This is a genomic window from Terriglobales bacterium (genome assembly GCA_035454605.1).
Classification (GTDB): domain Bacteria; phylum Acidobacteriota; class Terriglobia; order Terriglobales; family Acidobacteriaceae; genus DATMAB01.
The window spans coordinates 1-25,079 of sequence record DATIGQ010000073.1 but is presented as its reverse complement, the minus strand read 5'-3'; the positions used below and the strand labels follow the sequence as shown (position 1 = coordinate 25,079).

Annotated in this window: 23 protein-coding genes; 8 read left to right on the top strand and 15 right to left on the bottom strand. The window is 65.2% G+C overall.

Annotated elements, in window-relative coordinates:
* Positions 1 to 66 precede the first annotated feature (66 nt).
* Positions 67 to 1,116, bottom strand: a complete 1,050-nt coding sequence (locus VLE48_05160; GenBank protein HSA92380.1) for a sensor domain-containing diguanylate cyclase — start codon at positions 1,114 to 1,116, stop codon at positions 67 to 69.
* Between the two features lie 264 nt (positions 1,117 to 1,380).
* Between VLE48_05160 and VLE48_05155 the strand changes: the two genes are divergently transcribed.
* Both VLE48_05155 and VLE48_05150 read left to right on the top strand, forming a co-directional pair.
* A complete protein-coding gene (locus tag VLE48_05155; protein HSA92379.1) occupies positions 1,381 to 2,184 on the top strand; it encodes a helix-turn-helix domain-containing protein in 804 nt (267 codons plus the stop codon).
* Between the two features lie 48 nt (positions 2,185 to 2,232).
* Positions 2,233 to 3,357 carry a hypothetical protein gene (locus VLE48_05150; GenBank protein ID HSA92378.1) on the top strand — a complete coding sequence of 375 codons (1,125 nt, stop codon included), beginning with the start codon at positions 2,233 to 2,235 and terminating at the stop codon, positions 3,355 to 3,357.
* Between the two features lie 3 nt (positions 3,358 to 3,360).
* Here VLE48_05150 and VLE48_05145 read toward each other — a convergent pair whose 3' ends face one another.
* Positions 3,361 to 3,936: a hypothetical protein gene (locus VLE48_05145; protein ID HSA92377.1), complete on the bottom strand. Its 576-nt coding sequence runs from the start codon at positions 3,934 to 3,936 to the stop codon at positions 3,361 to 3,363.
* A gap of 85 nt (positions 3,937 to 4,021) precedes the next feature.
* On the opposite strand from VLE48_05145, the gene VLE48_05140 reads away from it, so the two are divergent.
* Positions 4,022 to 4,435, top strand: coding sequence for a CoA-binding protein (locus VLE48_05140; protein ID HSA92376.1), 414 nt, complete (start codon positions 4,022 to 4,024; stop codon positions 4,433 to 4,435).
* 21 nt (positions 4,436 to 4,456) lie between these two features.
* Here VLE48_05140 and VLE48_05135 read toward each other — a convergent pair whose 3' ends face one another.
* Positions 4,457 to 5,803 carry a replication-associated recombination protein A gene (locus VLE48_05135; GenBank protein ID HSA92375.1) on the bottom strand — a complete coding sequence of 449 codons (1,347 nt, stop codon included), beginning with the start codon at positions 5,801 to 5,803 and terminating at the stop codon, positions 4,457 to 4,459.
* Positions 5,800 to 6,621: an RNA methyltransferase gene (locus tag VLE48_05130; GenBank protein HSA92374.1), complete on the bottom strand. Its 822-nt coding sequence runs from the start codon at positions 6,619 to 6,621 to the stop codon at positions 5,800 to 5,802. The genes VLE48_05135 and VLE48_05130 overlap by 4 nt, the downstream gene beginning before the upstream one ends.
* A gap of 184 nt (positions 6,622 to 6,805) precedes the next feature.
* Between VLE48_05130 and VLE48_05125 the strand changes: the two genes are divergently transcribed.
* Together VLE48_05125 and VLE48_05120 are read left to right on the top strand one after the other, a co-directional pair.
* Positions 6,806 to 7,453, top strand: coding sequence for an L-threonylcarbamoyladenylate synthase (locus VLE48_05125; GenBank protein ID HSA92373.1), 648 nt, complete (start codon positions 6,806 to 6,808; stop codon positions 7,451 to 7,453).
* Entirely contained in the window at positions 7,450 to 8,049 is a 600-nt protein-coding gene (locus tag VLE48_05120; GenBank protein HSA92372.1) for a YdcF family protein, read from the top strand. Before VLE48_05125 ends, VLE48_05120 begins: the two co-directional genes overlap by 4 nt.
* 40 nt (positions 8,050 to 8,089) lie before the next feature.
* Here VLE48_05120 and VLE48_05115 read toward each other — a convergent pair whose 3' ends face one another.
* From VLE48_05115 to VLE48_05105, 3 genes are read right to left on the bottom strand one after another with little or no spacing between them, the layout of a single operon-like run.
* Positions 8,090 to 8,893, bottom strand: a complete 804-nt coding sequence (locus VLE48_05115; protein HSA92371.1) for a cyclase family protein — start codon at positions 8,891 to 8,893, stop codon at positions 8,090 to 8,092.
* Between the two features lie 44 nt (positions 8,894 to 8,937).
* Positions 8,938 to 10,920: an amidohydrolase family protein gene (locus tag VLE48_05110; protein ID HSA92370.1), complete on the bottom strand. Its 1,983-nt coding sequence runs from the start codon at positions 10,918 to 10,920 to the stop codon at positions 8,938 to 8,940.
* 56 nt (positions 10,921 to 10,976) lie between these two features.
* Positions 10,977 to 11,843 carry a DUF92 domain-containing protein gene (locus VLE48_05105; GenBank protein HSA92369.1) on the bottom strand — a complete coding sequence of 289 codons (867 nt, stop codon included), beginning with the start codon at positions 11,841 to 11,843 and terminating at the stop codon, positions 10,977 to 10,979.
* A 63-nt stretch (positions 11,844 to 11,906) separates the two neighbouring features.
* Between VLE48_05105 and VLE48_05100 the strand changes: the two genes are divergently transcribed.
* On the top strand, positions 11,907 to 13,157 hold the full coding sequence (locus VLE48_05100) for a YncE family protein (protein HSA92368.1): 1,251 nt from the start codon (positions 11,907 to 11,909) through the stop codon (positions 13,155 to 13,157).
* Between the two features lie 28 nt (positions 13,158 to 13,185).
* Here the strand turns inward: VLE48_05100 and VLE48_05095 are convergent, their stop codons facing one another.
* Genes VLE48_05095 through VLE48_05060 form a run of 8 tightly spaced genes read right to left on the bottom strand, consistent with a single transcriptional unit; the run spans position 13,186 to position 21,121 of the window.
* Positions 13,186 to 13,683, bottom strand: coding sequence for a chemotaxis protein CheX (locus VLE48_05095; GenBank protein ID HSA92367.1), 498 nt, complete (start codon positions 13,681 to 13,683; stop codon positions 13,186 to 13,188).
* Positions 13,680 to 14,126 carry a response regulator gene (locus VLE48_05090; protein HSA92366.1) on the bottom strand — a complete coding sequence of 149 codons (447 nt, stop codon included), beginning with the start codon at positions 14,124 to 14,126 and terminating at the stop codon, positions 13,680 to 13,682. The genes VLE48_05095 and VLE48_05090 overlap by 4 nt, the downstream gene beginning before the upstream one ends.
* Before the next feature lie 12 nt (positions 14,127 to 14,138).
* Positions 14,139 to 15,230, bottom strand: a complete 1,092-nt coding sequence (locus VLE48_05085; GenBank protein HSA92365.1) for a chemotaxis response regulator protein-glutamate methylesterase — start codon at positions 15,228 to 15,230, stop codon at positions 14,139 to 14,141.
* Complete coding sequence (locus tag VLE48_05080) at positions 15,227 to 17,272, bottom strand: chemotaxis protein CheA (GenBank protein HSA92364.1); 2,046 nt, start codon at positions 17,270 to 17,272, stop codon at positions 15,227 to 15,229. The genes VLE48_05085 and VLE48_05080 overlap by 4 nt, the downstream gene beginning before the upstream one ends.
* A 2-nt stretch (positions 17,273 to 17,274) precedes the next feature.
* Entirely contained in the window at positions 17,275 to 18,180 is a 906-nt protein-coding gene (locus VLE48_05075; protein ID HSA92363.1) for a CheR family methyltransferase, read from the bottom strand.
* A gap of 48 nt (positions 18,181 to 18,228) precedes the next feature.
* Entirely contained in the window at positions 18,229 to 18,714 is a 486-nt protein-coding gene (locus VLE48_05070) for a chemotaxis protein CheW (protein ID HSA92362.1), read from the bottom strand.
* Positions 18,715 to 18,726: 12 nt separating this feature from the next.
* Positions 18,727 to 20,760, bottom strand: a complete 2,034-nt coding sequence (locus VLE48_05065) for a methyl-accepting chemotaxis protein (protein ID HSA92361.1) — start codon at positions 20,758 to 20,760, stop codon at positions 18,727 to 18,729.
* A gap of 25 nt (positions 20,761 to 20,785) precedes the next feature.
* Complete coding sequence (locus VLE48_05060) at positions 20,786 to 21,121, bottom strand: energy transducer TonB (protein HSA92360.1); 336 nt, start codon at positions 21,119 to 21,121, stop codon at positions 20,786 to 20,788.
* A gap of 398 nt (positions 21,122 to 21,519) precedes the next feature.
* Here VLE48_05060 and VLE48_05055 point away from each other — a divergent pair, with 398 nt between their 5' ends.
* Positions 21,520 to 24,837 carry a PAS domain S-box protein gene (locus tag VLE48_05055; protein HSA92359.1) on the top strand — a complete coding sequence of 1,106 codons (3,318 nt, stop codon included), beginning with the start codon at positions 21,520 to 21,522 and terminating at the stop codon, positions 24,835 to 24,837.
* A partial coding sequence (locus VLE48_05050) for a response regulator (GenBank protein ID HSA92358.1) occupies positions 24,834 to 25,079 on the top strand: 246 nt, incomplete at its 3' end. The genes VLE48_05055 and VLE48_05050, both read left to right, overlap by 4 nt.

Genomic DNA, 25,079 nt, shown 5'->3' with positions numbered 1-25,079 from the left:
GATAAGCACTTAAGCCAGAAGCAGGCGAGACTTGGGTTGGCTTGTCGCTTATTGCTTGCCGCTGAATTACTTCAACAATCCGAGTTGCGTGACCGCAATATTGTCGCGGGTGGTGTTCTTCACCATGTACATCATTTCGTCGGCCTGACGGATGATCTCATGAGCACTCTTGGCGTCATCAGGGTATGAGGCGATGCCCATGGAAGCGCGTACCTTCAGGTTCATGTTGTCCTCCTGAAGGAAGAGGCTTTGGCGGAAGACGTCCTGCAGGCGGCGGGCCACGTTGAGCGCGCTTTCCTTGCCGGTCTGGGGCAGCACGATGACGAACTCATCGCCGCCGTAGCGGAAAGCGAAATCAATCAGCCGCAGGTGGATCTTCACCTTGAAGCCGACCTCGCCCAGAAGCTTGGAGCCGGCTAGGTGCCCGTGGGTGTCGTTGACCATCTTGAAGTGGTCCAGGTCGATGAAGATGACGCTGAACTCGTATCCGAAGCGCGCCGAGCGATAGACCTCGGCCTCCAGCACCTTGTACAGGTGGCGGGCGTTGTAGAGGCCAGTGACGTCGTCGGTGATGGTCAGTTCCTGGATCTTCTCCACCGCGCGGGCGTTGTCGATGGCGATGGCGGCGTAATCGCTGAGCGCCTGCAGGCAGAAGAGCTGGCGGTCGCCGAACGCGGCCATGTCACAGTTGATGAGCTGGATGACGCCCAGCACTTTCTGCTTGGACTTCAGCGGCACGGAGATGATGGAGCGCGTCTTCCACTTGGTCATCTCGTCGATGCGTTTGGCGAAGCGCGGGTCCTTGTAGACGTCGGGCACGATGAGCGACTCGCCGTGCTTGGCTACCCAGCCGGCCAGCCCCTCGCCCACCTTCAGGCGGACGGTCTTCAGCGTTTCCGCCACTTCGCCTACGGCGATGGCGAAGTAGAGCTCGTCCTTGACCTCGTCCACCATCAGCAGGGACCAGGTCTCCGGCCGGAAGTACTCAGCCATCTTCTTCATGATGGTTTCCAGGACCTGGTCGAGGTTCAGGGAGGAAGTCAGAGCGCGAGCCACGTCGTGGAAGATGGCCAGTTCGGCCATCTGGACCGTGTTCTCGGCTGTACCCTCGGTCATGGAGACGCCCGCGACACCCGTGCGTCAGTGCCTTGGCTGGCGCGTATTATATGCGCTCTTTTTCGGGCCGGGCAACGGAATCACCGCGTTCGCGGGGCCTCAGGAATCAGCCTGGGAAACGTCTGCGAAACCGTAGGGCGCTCTAAGCTCGTGCTTGTTTCTTCGAGTGCGTACATGGAAACCGCCCGCAATTGACACTGCCCATGCCCGAACCTATGATGGCCGCGGCTTGCCGCCGTGTGGCTCCGCCGGCGGACTCCCTCCATGGGCACCTTCGGTCAGCGTTTGAAGCGCGAGCGCGAAATGCGCGGCATCGGCCTGGAGGAAATCGCCTCGGCTACCAAGATCGGCATCCGCATGCTGCGCGCCTTGGAAGACGAGCGCTTCGATCTCTTGCCGGGGGGCATTTTCAACAAGGGATTCGTGCGCGCCTATGCCAAGCATGTCGGCATTGACGAAGAGCAGGCCGTGGCCGACTTCCTGGTAGCCACCGGCGAAACGCCTGTGTCGGCCCCCGTCGAGCCGCAGCCGGCCGCGCGGCCGGTGCCGGAAGCGTCGCGCTGGGTCATCGCCGCTGCGCTGGTCGTGGTGCTGGCCCTGGCCGCATTCGTGGTGTGGAGATGGAACAGCGCACGGCTGCCCGAGCCCGCCGGCAGTTCGCTTTCGAATGGCGCGGTGGCGCGTCCAGAGCCGGCCTCGGCTCCGGTCGCGAGCCCGACAACGGCCGCGACTGCGCCCACCTCCGTCGCAGCGGCGCCTGAGGAAGTGACGCAGGCGGAGCCGTTCACGCTGCGCATCCACGCCCTCCGCGAGTGCTGGGTGCTGGCCGTCGCCGACGGCCAGCGCGAGGAGTGGACCCTGCCCGCCGACAGCGAAAGGGTGATCCGCGCGCACCAGAGCATCGTGCTGAAGGTCGGTAATGCCGGTGGAGTCGAGTTGGCTTTCAATGAACAGATGCTCGAGCCCCTGGGAGCGGAGAACGAGACCCGCACGCTGACGTTCACGGCTCAAGGGGCACGACCTGGACCGCCGGAGCCGCTAGAAGCGCAACCTTTGCGCTCTGAGTAGAGTGGGCAAGAGCGACCTGTGGTATTTTGTGCGCGACCTTTTTTCGCCATGGCGCGCATGATCGACCTCATCCGCGAGTCGGCGGTGCCTGCGGCGGTAATGCGCACCGCCGCCAAGGGCGCGCTCTCCGTACCTCCCGCCGAGATGATCGAGATACTTGTTTTCCTCTCTTCCCACGCCATCTTCGGCGAGCAGGCGCGCATGACCCTGGCGGGCTGGGATGAGAAAGCCTGCCTGGCGACGGTGAGCGACCCGGCCACGCCGTGGCAGGTGCTGGAGTACTTCATCGCGCCGCAGAACCGGCGGCCCAAGCTGGTGCCGGCGCTGCTGGAGAATCCGACACTGCGCGAATCACGCGTGGTGGAGTTGGCGGCCATGCCGACGCGCGAGGCGGTGGAGATGCTGCTGGCCAGCGAGCGCGCCCGCAAGTCGGTGGACGTGCTCCACGCTTTGGCTTCCAATCCCGCGGTAAAGCCGGAGGAAATGGAGAGGATCAAGCAGGCGTTGGCGGCACTGGGCGAAACCGCCGCCGAGCTGGCCGCCGACCTTGGCAATGCCGATAGCGACACCGAAAAGACGCAGTACGAGGTCGAGCACGCCGCCGAGATCGCCGCCGAGGAAGGCAAGCCCTTCGAACTGGTGGGCGGCGCCGAGGCCGAGGACGAAGAAGCGCCCGCCGCGGCGGTCGCAGCCGTCGCCGCAACGGCCGCAGCCAACCCTGAAGGCGAGCAGAGGGAGCGCATCTCCACGCTGCAGAAGATCTCCCGGCTCACCGTGGGCCTGCGCGTGCAACTGGCCATGAAAGGCAACAAGGATGAGCGCTTCATCCTGATCCGCGATGGATCGAAAATCGTCTCGAGCGCGGTGCTGCAGTCCCCCAAGCTCTCTGACGCCGAAGTGGAGACCTTCGCCGCCATGAAGAACGTGCAGGAGAGCGTGCTGCGCGACATCGCCCGCAACCGCAAGTTCATGAAGAGTTCGGTGGTGATCAAGAACCTGGTCAACAATCCGCGCTGCCCGCTGGACCTTTCCCTCACCCTGATGAACCACCTGAACCTGGCCGACCTCAAGGGGCTTTCCGGCAACAAGAATGTTCCGGAGACGCTGCGCAAGCTGGCGCTGAAGCAATTCAAGCTGAAGAGCGCGCCGCCGGGCGGCAAGAAGTCCGAATAACGGCTACTTTTTCTTCCAGGGGGTCCTGGCGGAGAACGCCTTGGGGTCGTCGGCGTGGCGGAGGATGAAGCGCTGCAAGTCCTCGGTGGAGGCGGTGAGCACGATATCGCCCTCCACGACCTCGTGGTCAAGCTCACCCGGTTGCGCCGTAAGCAGGGCCTTCAGCCAATCGTAGTCGAGTTGCTCCAGAGTGAGGGTGTCACCCTTCAGCGCGAGCCTCCACAAGCTGTGGGCGGCGACGTAGTGGTCGTCGAGGTCCTTTTCGGGGAGGGGCGCGATGTCCAGGCAGCGGTTCTTGCCGATGACGCCGAGATTGACCTTGTAGCGCGAGACCTTGGCGACTTCGGGGTCGCGGTACTCCAGTTCGTAGCCCGTTTCGCCGGCCCGTGTGAAGGTGATGGAGGCCTTACCTTTTCCGTTTTCGTCCTGTGACTGCCAGGTTCCAACCAAGGCGGGGTCGAACACAGCGTCGGAGATGGCCAGGAAAGGATGCAGCGAGCGCACGAAGCATCCCGAGAGGAGCAGCCCGGCGGCGCAGGCCAGGCCCGTCCAGATCGCCGCTCGCTTCCAGCGTGGCATGTCGCCTTCACTATACGACGGCCAGACTGTGAAGGCGAGGCTCGCATCCCGTACAATGTCGCGTTCGGTTTCGTCGGAAGGCACCATGTCCGAGGCCAAGGTCCAGGACGAGATTCACGAGCTGCTGAAAAGCGCGCGCAACATCGCCGTCGTGGGCCTGAGCTCGAGCCCGCTGCGCCCCAGCTATGGCGTGGCCGCCTACCTGCAAACCGTGGGCTACCACATCATCCCGGTGAATCCCAACATCCGCGGCGCGCTGGGAGAGAAGGCCTGGCCATCGCTGCGCGATGTGCCGGAGAAGATCGACATTGTCGACATCTTCCGCCGCCCGGAGTTCGTGCCCGAGGTCGTGGACCTCGCCATCGAGCTCAAGGTGCCCGCCATCTGGATGCAGGAAGGCGTGATTCACGAAGAAGCCGCAGCCAAGGCGCGGCGAGCCGGCATCATCGTGGTGATGGATCGCTGCATCCTCAAGGAACACCGGGCGCGCTTCGCTTGAGCCGCCGAGGTCACCCTGGGTTCAGCGGTCAGGCTGGGCGCGGGATCGACGCTTCCGTATCTCCTCAATCTTCTTCCTGAGTTCGGCCTCCAGGCCCTCGGCGGTGGGACGATAGTAAGAACGGCCGCGCAGGCTTTCCGGCAGGCACTCCATGTCCGCCACCTTGCCTTCCACGTCGTGTGCGTATTGGTACCCCTTGCCGTAGCCCAGTGCTTCCATCAAACCGGTGGGAGCGTTGCGCAGGTGTAACGGCACGGGCGCAGCGGCAGTCTGCTCCACGTCCTGAAGCACTGCGCCGTAGGCGGTATAGAGAGCGTTGGACTTGGGCGCCAGCGCCAGATAGACCACGGCTTCGGCCAGCGCCAGGTTGCCCTCCGGCATGCCGATGAAGTCCACGGCGTCGCGCGCGGCCATGGTGAGACCGAGCGCCTGCGGATCGGCCATGCCGATATCTTCCACCGCCATGCGCACCACACGCCGGGCGATGTAGAGGGGATCTTCGCCGGCTTCGAGCATGCGCGCCAGCCAGTAGAGCGCGGCGTCGGGGTCGCTGTTGCGGACCGATTTGTGCAGCGCAGAAATCAGGTTGTAGTGCTCCTCGCCCTGCTTGTCGTAGAGCAACACCCGCTTCTGGAGAGCGTCCTGCGCGATTTCCGCCGTGATTTCGGCGGGAGCAGCGGGCGCAGCGCCCGCGCGGGCCGTTGCTGCTGCGACCTCCAGCACGTTGTAGGCGGAGCGGGCATCGCCACTGGAGTAGGCCGCGATGCGGGCCAGGACGTCGTCGGAAACCCTCAGGTTCATGTCGCCCAGGCCGCGCTCGCGATCGGCCAGCGCACGGCGCAGCAGCAGTACGACCTGCTCCTCGGTGAGCTGGTTCAATGTGTACACCCGACAGCGGGAGAGCAGGGCGGAGATGATCTCGAACGAAGGGTTCTCGGTAGTGGCGCCGATCAGGGTGATGGTGCCCCGCTCCACGTAGGGCAGGAAAGCATCCTGCTGGGCCTTGTTGAAGCGGTGGATCTCGTCGATGAAGACGAGGGTGCGCGTGCCGTACTGGCGCGCCTTTTCGGCCTCCGCCATCACCCGCTTGATCTCCGCGATGCCGGCCAGCACGGCGGAAAACTCGACGAACTCGGAGCGCGTCATGCGCGCGATGATCTGCGCCAGGGTGGTCTTGCCCGAACCCGGCGGCCCCCAGAAGAGGATGGAGCGCACGTCGTCCCGCTCCATCTGCACGCGTAATGGCTTGCTCGGAGCCAAAATGTGTTCCTGGCCGACAAATTCCTCGAGCGCCTGCGGACGCATGCGGTCGGCAAGCGGACGACCGGGGAGGGGTTCAGTTGACGGAATGGGCTGGAAGAGACTCATGGGCCACCATCGCCTGATCGTCTTTGCCTCGCAGCTTCGTACAGCACGATGGAAGCGGCCACGGCGGCGTTGAGCGACTCCACGCGGGGCGTGTGCGGAATCATCAGCAGTTCGTCGGCCAGCTTCAAGACGTCGCGTGGAATGCCCGTCGCTTCATTGCCGACCACCAAGGCCAGTGGACCCTCCAGCCTGGCCTGGTCGAGCCGCGTGCCTTTGTGCGAAGAGGCTGCGACCACACGCAGGCTGCGGCCGCGCAGCGTTCCTACGGTCTCCGCCAGGGCCACCGGGATGACCGGTAGCCGGAACAGCGAGCCCGAAGCAGCCCGCACCACCTTGGGATTGAAGGGGCTGACGGTCTTTTCACCCAGCAGCACACCGCCCGCGCCGAAGGCTTCTGCCGAGCGAATCATGGTTCCCAGGTTGCCCGGGTCCTGGATGCCTGCGGCAAGGAGCATGAGCGGTTCGGGCGCTCGCAATGCGTCCTCGAGGCTCAAATCCTTCAGGTGGACGAGAGCCGCGACGCCCTGCGGCGACTCCGTGGCCACGACGTCGGCGAAAAGCCGGTCCGGCACCAGCAAGGTCTCGACATGGCTGCCGAGCTGGGGGAGGAGCCGCCGGGCCGTGGACTCGGCCGACTCGGCGAAAAACACGGCGCGAAAGCGCAGGCCGCTGCGCACCGCCTCTTCGACGATGCGCACACTCTCAATGGCGAGACAGCCCTCGCGCGTGCGCTCCGAGCGCGCGAACGCCCGCCGCAGCTCCTTGAGCAGGGCACTATGTCGTCCTGCAAGCCGGAGTTGCTGCAGCGTAGCGCTCACCCGGCAATCATACTGCCTGGGCTGAAGAATGTGGCCGAGCCGGGCGCGCCGCCTGACCCAGGTCGAGCTTGCAACCCGGCGATAGAAGCCTGAAACTGTAGCTACGGCGGCTGCCGGCGCTTTTCTTGCGGGCCGCCGGGGGATGTGTTAGTTTCGCCCCGCCCTCAGGGGAAAGGACGCGCTTTTGCCCGCCGAAGTCATCCGCATCAATCGCGAGAAACCCGAGCCCTCGCTGGTGGGGTACGTGGCCGAGCAAATCCGCCGCGGCGAGGTGGTCGGCATGCCCACCGATACCTTCTACGGGCTGGCCGCCGATCCTTTCAACCTGCATGCGGTGGACTGCATTTACGACATCAAGGGGCGCTCGCGGCACAAGCCGCTCTCGCTGCTGATCGAATCGGAAGACCAGGCCATGGAGCTGGCGCGGCCGCTGCCCACGCAATTCTTTGAGTTGGCGGCCAAGTTCTGGCCGGGCCCGCTGACCATCATCGTGAAGGCGGCCTCGCGATTGCCGCTCAAGGTGACCGCCAACAGCGGCAACGTGGCCCTGCGGGTGCCCGCGGCGACCGTGCCGGTGGCCGTCATCCGCGCTGCCGGCGTTCCCATCACGGCCACCTCAGCCAACCTGAGCGGCGCGCCGGAGTGCACGACGGCGGAAGGCGTCCGCGAGCAGTTGGGCAATCGGCTGCCGACCATCGTGGACGGCGGGCCTTCGGCGCGCAGCGTGGCCTCCACCATTGTGGACCTCTCGGACGAAGGCGGCGGCTGGCGCCTGCTACGCGAGGGAGCCATTCCCGCCAAGGAGATCGCGGCGTTTCTCGAGCAGGCATGAGCGCCAGTTCACGCCCCCGGCGCTGGCCGCGCCGGCTGCTGGTTTTCTTCTTCCTCGCGGCGATCGTTTATAGCGCACTGCTCTACCGGGAGATCCTGCGAGAATCCACCGTGGATGACGCGCAACCTGCCGACGCCATCGTGGTCTTTGGCGCGGCCCAGTACAGCGGGCGACCCTCCCCCGTGTTCCGGGCACGGCTCGACCATGCCTACGATCTGTTTCAAAGGCACCTGGCGCGCTTCGTCATCACCACCGGCGGCTCCGGAGGGGACCCGAAGTACAACGAAGGCAGCGTGGGCCGCGATTACCTGGTGGCCCGGGGCGTGCCCGAGCCGGCCATCATCGCCGAGACGCAAAGCAGTGACACCGAGGAGGCCGCCAAGCGGGTGGCCGTGATCATGCGCGCCAACGGCCTGCGCACTTGCGTAGCGGTCAGCGATGGGTACCACATGTACCGCATCCGGCGCATGCTCGAAGGGCAAGGCCTGGAGGCGCATGGTTCGCCGCGGCCGCAGGCAGTCTCCGGGTGGGAGCGGACGAAGCTGATCCTGAGGGAAGTGGGAAGCTACATCATCTGGCGGTTGGGGATTTCGTGATTAGGTGATCGGGTCACCGAACCAGAAGATCCCATCGCCCTCACTTCACTAGCGCCAACACTCTTGCCGGGCCGCCGGAGCCTCCGGCCAGCTTGGCGGGCGCAACCACGATGAGGGCGCCGGCCTCCGGGACGCGGCTGAGGTCGGCCACGTTCTCGATGTGATAGACGCTGTGCGAGGCGGTGTACTTATGCACCGGCCAGCTCTTCGAAGTGCCGTAGTCCACGCTCAAAGTGTCGATTCCCAGCCCAACCACATTGCGTGACTCCACCAGGAAGCGCGCGGTCTCGGGCGAGAAGCCGGGGAAGTGCATGGTGTTGGAAGCATCCGCGTTGCGATAGTCCTTCATGGAAGTCGCGCGCGCCGCCCAGCCGGTGAACGCTACCACGATGGCGCCGGCGGGAATCTGCCCGTTGGCCTGCTCCCAGGCGGCCACATCCTCGATTGCGACCTGGTAATCGGCGTTGCTTCGTACCCGATGGCGGACATCAAGAACCACGAGCGGGCCAATGAGCCGCTCCGGAGGAATCTGGTCCACGGTCCAGCGGCCGGCGGCGAAATGCGCGGGAGCGTCCACGTGGGTGGCGAAGTGCTCGGGCATGGAGAGGGTGCGGGTGAAATATCCGTCCTTCTCGATCTGGCCGAGTGGCCGCGCTTCAAAAGGCGACTTCTCGGTGCCCTCCCAGTTGGGAAACTTCTCGCTCAGCGGCTGGGTCAGGTCGATGACCAGGCTGAAGCCCAGCGGCGGCTTGGTTTCGGTCTTGCGCTGGGCGAACAGGAACACGGTGACAGCCATGGCGCCGGCAATCAGAAAAGTGCGCAGGTTCATGGTGGATCGGACCATCTCTCAGATGCCTCCTGGAGGGAGAAAGGTTCACTGCCTGTGGCTCAAGGCCCGGTTTCTGCGGGCTCCAGCCGGCGCAAGGCGAAACTGAACCACAGGGAATTGACGCCGTTATAGTCTACGCTGGCTTCCGCGGCGGCGAACCCGGCACGCTCGGCTACCAGGCGACAGGCGTGACAGACGGTGTCCGCAGGAATCCGGTACCGCCCATCCTTGCGCGTGGTAAAACTGCCTACCGCCTTCCCCGATGCGTCGAGCAAAGTGACGCTGGTACGCGGCAGGGGCCAGCCTGCGTCGTCGGTGACCACGCCCTCGAGCTGGCCGCGAGGCGGGAGGCCATCGGGCGAATAGTCGCGAGCCAGCCAGCCGGGCCCGCGGAGCGGGCGTCCGCCCATCTGCCCCGTGACCTTGCCGTGCTCCAGGGCAAGCACGCCATTCACGAGCACGTACTCGATCCCGACCGACGGCTGGTGTGGGTCGGCGAACGTGGCCCGGTCCAGCACGGTTTCCGGATCGAAGACGGTGATGTCTGCGAAATATCCGGGACGCAGCAGGCCGCGGTCCGCCAGCCGCATGCGCTGGGCGGGCAGGGAAGTGAACTTGCGGATGGCGTCCTCCAGCCGCAACACTTTCTCTTCGCGGACGTACTTGCCCAGGATGCGGGTGAAGGAACCATAGGCGCGCGGGTGCGTCTTGGTCGCGCCCAGCGGACCCTGCGGGTTGGTGGCGCCGGCATCGGTATCCACCGCGACCCAGGGTTGCTGCATCGCCAGACGGACGTCCGGCTCGCTCATCTCAAAATACACGGCGCCGACATTGTTGTGGTCAGAGATGATCAGATCCAGCGCCGCATCGAGGGGGTCCTTCTTCTGCCCGGCCGCGATCTCGGCAAGGTTCTTGCCTTCGTACTTCTTCAATTCGGGCGACAGCACAGACACGACCAGGACTCCCTCCGGGCCGGTGAGTCCCTTCCACATATTTTCGAAGCCGGGGACGCCGGTTTCGATGTCGCGTCGAATGGCAGCGCGCTGGTCTGGATCCCGCAAACGCGCGAGGTAGGCATCGGTACCGCCTTCCTGGTAGCGGGGTGGGACCAAAGCCGAAAGGGTGGTTGCCGAAGCCACGTAAGGATACTGGTCGGCGGTAACGTCAAGCCCGGCGGCGCGGGCTCGCTCGATGGCGGCCACGACCTCTTTCATGCTTCCCCAGTGGGGACGCCCGGCGACTTTGAGATGCCAGATTTCGACCGGCAGACCTGCTTCCCGTCCGATGTGGAACGCCTCCTCGAGCGCCTGCTGGATGCTCGCGCTCTCATCGCGGACATGCGAGGCGTAGATGCCGCCATGACGCGCAGCGACACGCGCCAGCGCAACCAGCTCGTCGGTTTTGGCGAACGAGCCGGGAGGATAAATGAGGGAAGTAGAGAGGCCCATGGCGCCGTCGTACATGGCGTCTTCCACCAGGGTCTGCATGCGGGCGAGCTCTTCCGGTGTAGGCGCGCGGTCCTGGTTGGCCAACACCGCCTGGCGCACCTGCGCCGCGCCCACGAACGTCCCGAGATTGATGGCCGTGCCTTGGTGCTCCAGCCGCCGGAAGTATTCATCGAGCGACTGCCAGTCCACGGTGATTTTGTAGGTGCGGAGGAAGTCCTGGAGCTCGGCCAGCGAAGTGCTGTTGACTGGCGCCACGGAGTTGCCTTCGCCGGTGATTTCGGTCGTGATGCCCTGGGTGAGCTTGCTCACTGCCTGCCGGTCCACCAGCAGCGAGAACTCGCTCTGGCCCAGCATGTCAACAAAGCCGGGCGCGACGACTTTCCCCTTGGCGTCAATGGTCTTCCTTGCAGTGACGCTTTCGGCGGCGCGACCGACGAACGCGACCCGGTCGCCGATGATTCCGACATCCGCATACACCCACGGATTTCCGGAGCCGTCCACAACCCGGCCATGGCGAATGAGCACGTCATACTCCTCCCCATGAGCGGAGGATAAGGCGAGGGTCAGGAACGCCAGCCGAAGCAGCTGTCGCATAGGGGTCAACCTGGGAACAGTCGGACACGTTACATGAATCTGCACGGGCGGCCAAGCTACCGGAACCAGAGGAAGGCAACGGCGGCGGCGCTGAATGTGCCGAGCAGGTTCACGGTGTCGTTGGAGAGGCGGCCGCACCTCTCCCACACTGCGCCGAGGAAGCTATCCACCACCATCCCCAAGGCGCCTGCGAGCACCAGCGGGAGGAAAGCGGCTACCGGCACTGCGCCTCCGGCCACACAGGTAGCGACCACCAGCGCTGCTGCCAACACTCCGCCACCGCTGCCGCCGAGGCTGACTCCGCCATCGGTGCCGGGCGCGATCGGCTTGCCACTGGTGATGAGGAAGGTCGGCCGGGCGGCGGCCTGCCCATACTCGCTGGATACCGTATCGGCGGCGGCTTCGGCCAGCGCGGCGACCGCGGCGGCCAGCAGCGGCATGGAGTTTTCGCTGCCCGGCGCAAGCGCTGCGGCGAGCGCCGCCATGGCCGTGTTGGCCAGGATCTGGGCCGCGGATCTGCCACTTCGACTCTCCGCCGTGCCCAGTTGCTCCTTGCGCGAGCGTCCCCAGCGAGTCCCTAACGCGGTAACAAGGAACAATGCCACCAGGCCCGCAAACATGGCTGGTCCTGCTCCCAGGTAGAGCAGCAGCGCCGCGAACCATCCCGCCAGCGCCCCACCACCGGTCACGACCCGCAGCACGCGGGCAGCAACCGCCAGCGCGGCAGTCAGCGTCAAAGCCATGGGCAGACGCTGAGCAACCTCGGTACCGCCGCCCGCCTGCAGGATGAGCCGGACCGAAGCCGCCAGCAGCAGTCCCGTGAGGGCGGCCCGCGCCCATGCAATGCGAGCGGTTGAAACCAAACGAACGGACGAGGAAGGGCCGAGCATGGCGGCGTGTTGGACGGAAACTGCTTGAGCCATTAAAATAGCCGGTTTGCGTCGTCATGACGCCTTTTTTCGCTGTCCGTCGCAGCGGGAGTCTGGATGAACTCATATCGAAGGGCTGGCCTGGCGGCGGTAGCGCTTGTCCTGCTAACCCAGTTGCTGGCCGGATGCGGAGAGACATTCCGCCCCGTGGTCACGCCCATTTCGGGACCCGGTGGCGACCCGGCCAACCTAAGGCTGGCTCTGGTAGTTAATCAAAACGGCGCGGCCGTAGGCAGTGTGAGTCACTATGATGTCGCCGGGGATACCGCCGGCCTCCTGCGTGACGTAGGCACCGGTCCGGTTCACGCCGCACTTCTCCCTCCCACGGGGAATCGCACGTACACGGCCAACCAGGACAGCGACAGCGTGAGTTCCTACGTCACCTTTCTCGCCGGCGGCGCGGTGCGAACCATCAGCCTGCCCGCCGGCTCGGCGCCGGTGTATGTTCACAGCAACGTCAACACCCGGATGTACGTTGCGGAGGCGGGCACGGACCGAGTAGGGGTGATCGACGTGACTACCGACGTGCTCGTCACCGAGGTGGCCCTGCCGGCAGGCAGCGCGCCGGTGGCTCTGGCGGGAACGCCCAGCGGTTCCAAGCTCTACTGCATCAATGGCAACGGTACGGTCACGGTAATTGCGAACATCGACAACTCCATCCTGGGCACGATTGCGGTGGGCAACACGCCGGTGGCCGGGGCGATGAGTTCGAATGGGGCCCGGCTCTACGTTCTGAACCAGGGGGATGCGACCGTTAGCGTGGTGGACACCGCCAGCGACACGGTGACGGCAACACTTGCAGTGGGTGCGGCTCCCAGCTTCTTGCGCTTCGATCCCCGCCTGCTGCGCGTCTATGTGGCCAACACCGGCAGCAACAGCGTGAGCATCATCAACGCCGATGCCAACTCCCCGAACTTCTTGGCGGTGACCACGGTCGCGCTAGATGCGAATCTACCGGCTGGCGTCGCGGCAGGTCTGGCCCCGGTCTCGATCGCAGCGCTTCCGGATGGCACTCGGGCCTATGTGGCCAACCGCGACAGCAACAACGTGTCTGTGATCAACACCAACAGCAACACGGTCGCCCGCACCGTGACGGTGGGGACCGGTCCGGTGTCGCTGGACGCGGCGGCGGACAGCAGCAAAGTGTTCGTGGCCAACCGGGTGTCGCAGACCATCAGCGACATCCAGACGTCGAATGACACCGTGGTACAGACGTTCGCGGCGCCCAAAGCGGACCCGCTCTGCACCGACACCGCAACCGTGACCTGTGCACGCCAGACGCCGGTCTTCGTGATCGCTACGCCCTAGCGGACCGCCTCAACGCTGCAGACTTCCGTTATCCCACCACCACGGCTTCGCGCTCACTCTTCCGGCGGCGGTTGTAGCGCATGGCGATGTTCATGAACATGCTGCCGCTGGGCGTGTCGAAGCACATGACCAGCGCTTCGGTGTCTTCCGTGCTCCTGGGCCCCTGTTCAGCAGGCGGTTCCGGGGGGTGAATCTTGAAGCGGAAGCCGCCGTCATTGAGCATGGTCACCGCGTTGCCGATGATCTGATTGGCCAGTTCGAACACGGTTTCCTGGATCATCATTTCGGACCCGGCCACGGGTTCGCCCATGAGCTTACTGGCCACGTTCACGGCCGTCTGGGGGTCGAGGTCGAGGATGATGCGGCCCTCGATGTCGCCCTGGATGTTGACCACGGCCGCGACACCGCGGCGGCGGTAAGCCGCTTCTTCCATGCTGACGCCGCCCATCTGCGTGGTGCACTGCAGGGTCTCGGCCAGCACCGCGTCGGCGGCGTTAATGAACGGCTGGATCAGTTCCATCCTCATTCCCGCACCTCCGCGGCCGTGAACTGGGTGGTGACGCCTTCCTCGCCCATCACGTAACGGACCACGTCGTAGAGCACCTCCGGCTTCACCGGCTTCTGCACGAAGTGGCGCGCGCCCTTCTGCAGGGCAGCCACGATGTTCTCCTGGTAGCCGACGGAAGAGACCATGACGATGCGGGCGTCCGGGAAGCGGGTCACAATGCGCTCGGCGGCCTCGATGCCCTCCATTTGCGGCATGGTGATGTCCATGAGCACGATGTCGGGCCGGGTACGCTCGTACTCAGTGATGGCGGTACAGCCGTCGCCCGCCTCGCCCGCCACCAGGCCCCCGAACGACTCGACCAGGCGTGCCAGGTTGCGGCGCGCGAAGACAGAGTCGTCCACGATCAGGTAGCGGACCGGCTGGTTGTCCTTGCTGCGCAATAGAGCCGCAAAGTTTTCCATATAGAGCACCTCTCAGTGTGTTCCGAGCAAAACCTTTCCCGCGTGCACGCGCTCGGGGGCGCACATCGCTTGCAGTGTGTTGGCCAGCGCGTCCAGCGGGACTACCCGCTGCACGTGGCCGCGTTCGACGGCGGTGCGGGGCATGCCGTACACCACGCAGGACTCTTCGTTCTGGGCGATGGTCACGCCGCCCAGCGCGCGCACTTCGCCCATGGCATCCGCGCCGTCCTCGCCCATGCCGGTCATGATCAGCGCCACGGCGCGGTCGCCGAACTGCTGCGCCGCGGAGCGGAACAGCACGTCCACCGACGGCCGGTGGCCGTTCACCCTGTCTTCATCCGAGAGCACCACCATGTCGCCCAGCGGCATCTGGCGGACGCGGATGTGACGGTTGCCGGGGCAAATGAGAGCGCGGCCGGCCAGCAGCAGATCGCCGGACTGGGCTTCCTTGACGTCGATGGCGCAGCACTCGTCCAGCCGCCGCGCAAACATTTCCGTGAAGCCTTCGGGCATATGCTGCACGACCACGATGCTGCCGGGGAAATCGCCGGGAAGCTGCGAGAGCATGTACTGGAGCGCATTGGGCCCGCCGGTGGAGATCCCGATGGCGATGACGCGCGTGGGCCGCCGGCGGAGACGCACCGCGGGCTTGTTCACCCGCCGCCCTTCCACCGGCACCTGGGGCGGACGGTTAGGCACGCCGTTCTGTGCCGCTACCTTGATCTTGCCGATGAGTTCGGCGGCAATCTGTTCCATGCGGGCCTGAGCCGCGTCGCGGGGCTTGGCCACGAAATCGAAAGCGCCCAGGGCCAGCGCCTTGAAGGTGGCGGAGGCGCCCTGGGTGGTGTGCGCGCTCACCACGATCACCGGGACCCGGCAGCGGCGCGTGACTTCGCGCAGCGTCTCGATTCCGTCCATGCGCGGCATTTCCAGGTCGAGGGTGACCACATGGGGCTGCAATTCTTCGATCTTTTTCAGCCCGAAGGCGCCATCCATGGCCGTGCCTACCACCTGCAGGGAAGAGTCGCGCTCCAGAATCTGAGGGATGAGCTTGCGCATCAGGGCGGAGTCGTCCACCACCAGCACGCGGACCGGGTCGCTCATGCCAGCACCTCCTCGTCGACGGCGCGGCTCAGGCGCTCCACCACCACCGCCAGATTCAGAATGAGCACGACGGTGCCATCTCCCAGAATGGAGGCGCCACTTACGAATTCGGTCGAGACCAGGCGGTCTTCCAGGGCCTTGATGACCAGTTCTTCCTCGCCCACCAGGCGATCCACGATGAGTCCGAACCTGCGTTCGCCCAGGGCCACTACGATGACGAAGACTTTGGACGCGGCGCTGGCTGGGCGTCCGGCCAAACGATCGAGCCGGACCACGGTCAGCACTTCGTTGCGCAGGCGGATGACTTCGTGCTCGCCCACGCGCCGGATCTCGGACTGGGGAGCGCGCGTGATCTCTACCACCGAGGCCAACGGTACGGCGTACATGCGCTCTTCCACGCGGAACAACAGCGCTTTGATGATGGCCAGCGTCAGCGGCACGCGCAGGAAGAAGCGCGTTCCACGGCCAGGCTCGCTCTCGATGCTGATGGTGCCCTTCATTCCGTCCACGACGGTCTTCACCACGTCCATGCCCACACCGCGTCCGGAAATCGCGGTTACGTGCTCGGCCGTGCTCAATCCGGGATGAAAGATCAAGGCCAGAGCCTCGGAATCGCCCAGGCGGCTGGCGTCCTCGGCGGTGATCAGGCCGCGCTCGATGGCCTTGGCCACTACTTTGTTGCGGTCGATGCCGCGCCCGTCATCCGCCACCTCGATGACCACCTGGTTGCCCTGGTGGTAGGCGTCGAGCCGCACCGTGCCCTCCGCGGGCTTGCCGGCTGCGACTCGTTCCTGCACGGTTCCAATGCCGTGGTCCACCGCGTTGCGCACCAGGTGCGCAAGCGGCTCGGCCAGAGTATCCAGGATGCTCTTGTCGAGCTCGGTGTCCTGCCCGGAGACAACCGTCGTGACTTGCTTGCCTTGCGCATGGGCCACGTCGCGCACGATGCGCGGGAAGCGGCGGAAGAGCTGCTCGGCCGGCACCATGCGCACTTTCATGACGCCCTTCTGCAGGTCGTTCAGCACCCGGGCCTGGAAAGCCAGCGTGTCCGCCAAGCGGGCACGCATCGGGTCCTTGGGGAAGCGGCGCTCGAAATCCTGCACTACCTGGTGCAGCATGGACTTGCCGATAATCAGCTCGCCCACCAGGTTGAGCACCTGGTCGATGCGCTCCGCGTCCACCCGCAGGACGTTCTCTGCGATGGGAGTCCGAGGTGGGGCGGAGTTTTCCACCGGCGTCGCCGTTTCTGCGGCCGACTTGTCCGCAGCGACAGGAGCAGGGAAGAGGTCGGCGTCAGCCGCTTCAGGTTCGCTTTCCGGCATCCAGCGCTCGATGCGCACGCCGGACACTACGGCCGGGATGCGGCACTTTTGCGCGATAGTTTCGGCGGAACGCTCCGAGGCGAGCGCAGCCTCCACCGCGGCTACCTGTGCTTCCAGTGCAACCTGTTCGGGCCGCAGAGCCAGCACCGTGCCCAATTCGTCCAGCACGTTGCGGATCAACTGCACGGCCGCGCCGCGCAGGGCGCAGTGCGGGTCCAGCGTGACCAAAAGGTTGTGGACGGCGGCGCCTTGGCTAGCCGCATCGGTCATCACGACCCGTTCGTATTCCGACCAGGCGAAGGCAGGCGCGGAAGATGCCTGGGGGGAAGGATCCGTCTTGCCTTCGATCAGCGCGCGCACGGCGGCGCACACCGGCTCGCCGGAAGGCACCGGCTGGCCGGCCCGGAAGGCACGCAGCATGGCTTCAAAGACGTCGGCGGCGCCGAGGACCACTTCGGCGAGGCCGCGTCCCGCGCGCGCCGCCAGTTCCGGCGTGAGCGCGTCTTCCAGTTGGTGAGCAAGCTCGCTCAATTCCCGGTAGCCGCAAGCGGCGGAATCGCCCTTGAGCGTGTGCACCGTACGGCGCACCGCCCGCACCGTTTCCGCGTCGCCGGGGCGTTTTTCCAGCTCGAGGCCCTGCTCGTTGAGCGCCTGCAACAATTCGAGGGCGCTCTCGAAGAAGAGTTCGCGCAGTTCGCCGGCCCGTTCTTCGTCGAACATGCTCACGCGTTCACCTCGATGCGGTGGTAGCAGGTGCCGTTGTTCTGGTGGACCATGCGGAACTTGTCGGTCAGTCCGAACAGGCTCTCGGCGTGTCCCACGAACAGGTATCCGTGGGGATTCAGGCAGCGGTAGAACTTGTCGATCAGACGTTTCTGTTCCGCCTCGTCGAAATAGATCATGACGTTGCGGCAAAAGATGAAGTCGTTGCGCTGGGGCAGGAACTCGGTCTTCAGGTTGTGGAAGTCGAAGTGAACCAGGTCCTTTACCGTTTTCTTCACCGCATAGCGGTCGCCCACCTTGTCGAAGTAGCGCAGGCGATAGGAGTAGTCCACCGCATCCATCTGGTGCTCGGGATACACGGCCTCCTGCCCGGCGCGCAGCACGCTGTAGCTGATGTCCGACGCCAGGACCTCCACTTTCCACGGCGGCGGGATCAGCGGCTTGGGCGTAGGCATCTCGAAGGGCAGGGGATTGCGCAGGTAGTAGTAGGCCAGCGCGTCGGCCACCAGGATGGCCAGCGTGTAGGGCTCCTGGCCGGTGGAGCAACCCGCGCTCCACAGGCGCAGCGTGAAATCGCGGCGCTCCTGCTTGCGATTCAGCATCTCCTCCAGGATGGTCTTGTGGAAGAGATCGAGCTGCGGCTTGTTGCGGAAGAAGCTGGTCTCGTTGACCGTGAGGTTTTCCAGCAGCGCGCCCAGCTCAGGCTTGCCTTCGCGGCTGGTAAGCAGGCGATAGTAATTGTAGAAGGTGTCGAGTTGGGTGGCCTTCAGACGGCGCTGCAGTCGGTCCTGGAGGAAGTGGACGCGCCGCTCATCGAAGTACATGCCGCATTCCTGATAGATCAGGGTCTGCAGCAGTTTCAGTTCGGCTTCAGTGAGCTGGACTGCCAGGGTCGAAGTTGCCATTAGGGTCTCGCTATCACCCGAATCTCGTTGTGTCGCTGATCTCGCCCGTCAGCGGGCAGCGGCCGAAGCGGCTGCCGTCTCGGCGGTCTCCGCCAGTTGCCGCAGTTCGCCGCGCTCCAGCACCCGCGCCAGGTCCACCAGGATCACCAGCCGGCTGTCGAGCTTGCCCACGCCGGTGACGTAACTGCGCTTGCCCTCCTGGAAAACTCCGGGGGCGGGCTCGATCTCCGTTTCCGGGAGCTTGAGCACTTCGCTGGCGGCATCGACGACCAGTCCGACCATGCGTCCGTCGAGTTCCGCCACCAGGATGCGATTCTTCTTGTGCGGCCGGATCTCCCGCTCACCGAAGCGTTTCCGCAAATCGAGCACGGGAACGATGCGGCCACGCAGGTTGATCACTCCCTCCACGCATCCGGGAGCGTCCGGCACCGAGGTGATCTCGGGCACGCGCACGATCTCGTGCACCAGGTGGATGGGCACGCCGAACAGCTCGCGCCCTACCCGGAATCCGACGATGTGCATCTCCCTGGACATGATCGTTCTCCGCTAGGAGCGGGACGACGCCGCGTAGCGCGACGCCTCCGTGCGCGCATAATCCTCTTGCGACTTGCGCGCCATGGCCTTCCGTCCGTTGCCGTTGGAGCCGTGGCCATTGCCGTTGCCGCTGTGCTCGGCATCAAGGGAGAAGCGATCCATCACTTCCAGCAGGGAGCGCGACATCCGGGACATCTGTTCGGCTGAGGCTGCCAGTTCCGTCGAACCCGAGGTGGACTGGCCGACCAGCTCGCGCATCTTCTCCATGGCCTTCATCACGCCGCGCGCGCCCGAGGCCTGCTCCTCCACCGAGGAGTTGATCTCGTGCGTGATTTCGTTGAGGCGCGTGGTGGCCTTGGCGATCTGCGAGGAGCCGTGGGACTGCTCGTTGGTAGCCGCCCCGATCTCCTGCGCGAACTTGTAGACCTCGGTCACGACGCTGGAGATCTTCTTCAGGGCCTGGTTCAGGTCGGTGCCCAGCGTGAGCCCGTCATTGACGATCACGGTGGACTTTTCCATGTTCTCCACCGCTTTGCGGGCCTCCTTCTGGATGCTCTGGATAAGCTCGCTGATCTCCTTGGTGGACTGCGCCGACTTTTCCGCCAGCTTGCGCACTTCGTCGGCTACCACCGCGAAGCCCAGCCCGTGCTCGCCCGCGCGCGCCGCTTCGATGGCGGCGTTGAGGGCCAGCAGGTTGGTCTGCTCGGCCAGGTCGTCGATCACCTCGATGATCTTGCCGATGTCGTCGGCCCGGTTCCCGAGCACGCCGATGATCTCCGCGGAGGCATGGATGGAGCCGTTGATGCGGGTCAGGCCTTCGGTGGCCTTGTCCATGGTGGTGATGCCGTTCTGCACTTCCTCGCGCGAGCGCTGCGAGATGTCCAGCAGCACGCGGGCGGTGTCGGCCACGCGCTGGATGGAAGCCACCATCTGATCGATGGAAGCCGAGGTCTCGCTCACGCTGGACGCCTGCATCTGGGTGTTCTTCACCATGTTCTGCACGTTGATGCTCATTTCGTGCATGGTGCTGGAGACTTCGTCGATCGCCGAAGAGGCGCTCAGGCTCACCTTGGCCGACTCCTCCGACGCCTGGGCCACCTGCATGGCGCCGCTGGAAACCTGCGAAGCGTTATCGCGCACGTCACGCGCCAGCTTGCGCAGGCCCTCGGTCATGGAACGGAAGGCATGGGCCAGAGTGTCTTTGGGCGAGCGCGGCTCGATCTCCACCGTCAGGTCGCCTCCGGCAATGTCTTCGGAGAGCTGCGCCATCTCACGGAGGTACTCGACCATGCCGTTGAAGGTCTGCGCCAGGTCGCCGATCTCGTCCGAGCGTTGGATCTCCACTTTGTGGTCCAGGTCGCCGGAGTTGCCGATCTCACGTGCCGCGGCAATCAATTGCCGCAGCGGCTGCACGATGGAGCGCGTGGTCACGTACGCAATCCACAGGCCGCACAGCAGGGCCAGGAGCGTTCCCACGATGGTGGCCACGGTGGTGAAGGTGGCCGCGGTGCGGCTGGACTTGTCCGATTCCTCTAGCGACTTGGTTGCCGCCTGGCCGGCTTCCGCCAGCGGCTCGGTGGACTTGCGCAGCCACTCCCCGGGGTCCTGCTGCAGATAGAAGACCTGCAGGTCGGCTACGGTGATGTTGCCGGCGTCCACTTCCTTGCGCTTTTCAATCAGGGGATTGGCAAAGCTCGCCAGCCATTCCCGCTCGGCGTCGCGGAAGCGCGTGAAAGCGGAGCGCTGCTGGTCGGAATTGGCCTTTTCTTCGGCCTGCTTCAGCAAGTCGTTCAAGCGCGCGTAGCCGCTTTGCGTGTACTCAGCTTCGCGGGTGTCGCCGCTCTGCAGGTAGTTGGCCAGGTAGAGGCGGTTCTGCATCATCTGGAACTGGATGCTCTCCGCCAGCCGCATGGTTTCTACCGCGCGCGCCGCGGAGGCCCGGGCCGAGTGTTCCCACTGCACCGCGGCAATATTCACGACCAGAAGCAACACGACGATCCCGAGGACCGCCCCGAAGCCCAGGTAAATCTTCCTGCCGATACTCATGACTGCGCCTCCGTGAGGGCTTGGCCTACTGGTTGGTCGGGTTGAAGCGGAACTCGACGATCGTGGTGGTCTCTTCGCCGGCTGCTTCGTACTTCCACTGCTTCAGGGCATCGACGGCCGCATTGACCAGCAGCGGGTGTCCCCCGATCACTTTGGTGGACTTAATCTCGCCACTGGGCGCGACCACGACCTCGACCTTCACCGACCCGGCCACGTTCATCTTCCTGGCGATGGCCGGGTAGGTGGGCTGAACGCGGGTCTTGACCTTGCGACCGCTGTCTTCCGTGGGTTGGGCGCAGAGCGTGGCTGCGCCGGCAAGGGCAATCAGCCCGATTGCGGCGGCGCGCTTGAGGATGTTCATGGACACGAGGGAACCCTCCTAAAGATTGAATGCCGGAACCAACCTATGCACGGGCCATGCCAGTTCTTGGCCGACCCCGATCGCCGGCATCCGATGTGGGATAACGCTCAATTCGTCAATCAGTTACTCGCGCAGGCGACAATCAGCCCAAGCTTCGGAATCGCTGTCTCTGGCGTCTCAATCGGGCTTGCTTACGACCTGAGGCATCTCAGCCTGAGACACGCCGGCCAACTGGCTCGTGCTTCGACTGTTGCTGAATCGGCACCCCTTCACTGTTTTGCTTGACTCAAATTGAGATGGCGGATTACCGTGGCTTTGGCGTTGATCCGCTTGACCTTATGGGCAATCCCCGGAAGACCCTGGGTGCCGGCACGGCTGGCTTAGAGGACGAGGGCAAGGTGCCGACCCTGGTTGACGACCAGGAGCTGCGCCGAGCCCAGGTATTGGCCGAGTGCGCCCAGATCCTCAACTCACGGTTGGATATCTCCGTCGCCCTGCGGGCTTTGGTGGGTGCGGTGGTCGACCTGAGTCGTGCCCGCTTCGCGGTCCTGCTGGTGCGCGAGGGTGAACGCCTCCGCCCGCTGGCCTCGGCGGCAGAAAGCCAGCAGCTTGCCCAATCTATCGCCTCCGGCTTCGAGCAACATGGCTGGCAAGGCGCAGAGGACCTGGTAGCGCGCGCCTGTGATAGCGGCGAGCTGGTGACCGGATCCATCTCTTCCAGCAACGGCCTGGAAGATTTGCTGCCCACGGGACAGGCGGTGGCCGCCCCATTCCGCACGCCGCGCAGCAAAGGCGCTTTGCTGGTATTCAGCCGCTCGCGGGGAACTTTTGATGCGACCCAGAAATCCCTGATCAGCGCCCTGGCCAACACTTCCGCGCTGGCGCTCGCCAACGCGGAGTTGAGCGCCACCGTGAGCGCTCAGTCCGACGAGCTGCGGCAACTGGTGGAGATGGCCGCCGAACTCGGCGCCGCGCGCGGACCGGAACGCAACCTGGCGGGTTTCCTGGTACGGGCTGCGGACGTGCTCGGCTTTGCCCGCGCCTTTGTCGCCTTGCGCGAGGGAGAGTCTTGCCACGTGCGCTGGGTCGCCGAAGAAGGTAAGGGACGCGAGGTGCATGTCGAACTGCGTCCCCGGCTGGCGCAGCGCGTCTTCGCTACTCGTGAGCCCTTCTGGTGTGACGACGTCAACCAAGCCGACGGCGGGCTGGCCGCGTCTGCTCCTTTTCCCGTGCGGCAATACCTGCTCATTCCGCTGGCGGGGAGCGACGGTGAGATCCAAGGTCTGTTCGCCCTCATCGACCGGAACGACGGCGGCATCATCACCGAGGAAGATGTGCGGCGGGCCTCGGGGCTGGCGGCCCCGGTGGCCATGGCGCTGGATTCGGCCGCCAACCTGCGGCTTTCCGAGCAGCACCGGCAACGCGTGGAGAGCCTGATGGGCCTGGCCCGCGAGCTCAACTCCTCCCTCCGCCTGCCGGATTTCATCCGCAGCTTCACGGTGCGCTCGGCGGAGATGTTAGGTGCGCGCGCCGGAGCCCTGGCCCTGGCCCAAGGCAAGATCCTGGACGTCGCCTTCCTGCACGATCCCGCGAACAGCCCCGACCGCAGCCTGCAACGGCGCCTGGGCACCGTGCTCACCGACCTGGCCGCCAGCCGGTCGCAGACCGTGCTCTCGGGCTCCGCTTCGGAACTGCTCACGCCGGCCGTGGCTTCCTCGCTGGGCTGGACCGACCTGGCCGTAGCACGCCTGGCGGGACCCAAGGGGGAACTGCTCGGAATGTTGTGCCTGGCCGAGCGCGGACGGCCGCTGCAGCCAGCGGAGCGGTCACTTTTGGAAGCGCTGGCCGGGCATGCCGCCGTGGCGGTGGAGAGCGCCCTGATGTTCTCCCGCATGGAGAACTCCAGCAAGCAGTGGACCGAGATCTTCGACGCCATCACCGATTTCATCGTGGTGCACGATGACCACAACCGCATTTTGCGCGTGAACCGCACCCTGGCGGACTTCATCGGCGTGCATCCCGCGGAACTGATCGGCGTGACCATGCGCGCCCTGATTTCCATTACCGCGGAAAGCGGTTCCGGCCACGCCTGTCCGTTCTGCCGTTCCAGCGCGGAGGCCGGGGACGAGTACATCCACCCGGCGCTGGAGCGCACGTATCTCATCTCCACTTCGCGCCTGCACGGCGAGCATGAAGAAGCGCTGCAGACGATTCACATCCTCAAGGACATCAGCGACCGGCGCGAGGCCGAGCGCCGCTACCGCGAGCTGTTCGACAATATCCAGGAAGGTTTGTTCTTCTCCACGCCGGAGGGACGCTTCATCGAAGTGAACGATGCCCTGGTGCGCATGCTGGGCTTCGCCAGCCGCGAAGAGCTGCTGCAGGTGGACATTCCCACGCAGCTTTTCTCGTCGGGCGAACAACGGCAGCGCTTCAGCGAGGCCATCGAGCGCTCCGGCGTGCTGCGCAACTTTGAAGAGACTTTGCGCCGCAAGGACGGCTCGCTCATCCACACCCTGCAGAACGCCATCGCCGTGCGCGACCCGCAAGGCCGCGTGGTGCAGTATCGCGGCGTCATCCTGGACATCACCGAGCTGAAGACCTTCCAGTCGCAACTGCAGCGCGAACGCGATTTCAACCGCAAGATCCTCAACAACACCCAGAGCATGATCATGGTGGTGGATACGGCCGGGCTCATCAGCTACGCCAACCGCCGCTGCTTCGAGGCCGGCGCCTACAAGGAACACGATCTGCTGGGCCACCGCCTGGAGGAGTTCGTGGCTCCGCCGCGGCGCGCCCGCCTGGCGGAAGCGTTCGCCGCCACGCTCGGCGGGCAGCAGGTGGACAACCTGGAACTGCCCTTCCTGCGCGGCGATGGCGGCACTTCCCAGTTCTCCGTCAACCTCAGCCCCATGCGCGACGACCAGGGCAACCCCACCAGCATCGTGGCCGTGATGACCGATGTGACCGATGCCGCCTTGCTCCAGGCCAAGCTCCGCCATACCGAGAAGATGGCGGCCGTCGGCCAGTTGGTCAGCGGCGTGGCCCACGAGGTGAACAACCCGCTCACCGCCATCCTGGGCTTCGCCGAGCTGCTGGCCGACCAGCCGGACGTTCCCGACTCGGCGCGCGGCGACTTGCGGCTCATCATCCAGGAAGCGCAACGCACCAAGGTCATCGTGCAGAACCTGCTGAGCTTCGCCCGCCAGATGCCGCCGCAGCGAAAGTCCATGCAGGTGAACACCATCCTGCGCCGCACCCTGCAGCTCCGCTCCTACGACTTCACCAGCCACGGCGTGGACGTCGTGGAACACATCGAGGAGAGCGTGCCCGACATCGTGGGCGATTCCCACCAGCTCCAGCAGGTGTTCCTCAACATTCTCAATAACGCCTACGACGCCGTGCGCGAGACCGGCCGCCGCGGCCACATCGAGATCGAGACCGGGTGCAAGGACGGCTTCGTCGAGATCACTTTCCGCGACAACGGCAGCGGCATCGCCTACCCGGAGCGCATCTTCGATCCTTTCTTCACCACCAAGGAAGTGGGGAAGGGGACGGGCCTCGGTCTGAGCATCTGCTACGGCATTGTGCGCGAGCACGGCGGGGACATCAGTTGCGCCAACAACACTACCCAACCCGGGGCCTGGTTCCGCATCCGGCTGCCGGTGGCGGGCACGCCGGAGGCGGCTGCCGCCGCACTGAGGAGTGAAGCATGAGCGCGCCAGCGGTGCCGCAAGAACCCGTGCTGGTGATCGAGGACGAGCCCTCGGTCATGATGCTCATCCGCACCACGCTGGAGCGCCATGGCTACCGCGTGGTCCCGGCCAGCTCCGGCGTGGACGGCCTGCGCATGCTGGCCGGCGGCGCCTATCGCGGCATCATCACCGATATTCGCATGCCCGGAGGCGTCAGTGGCGCCGACGTCCACGCCTGGATCGCCGCCAACCGCCCCGACCTG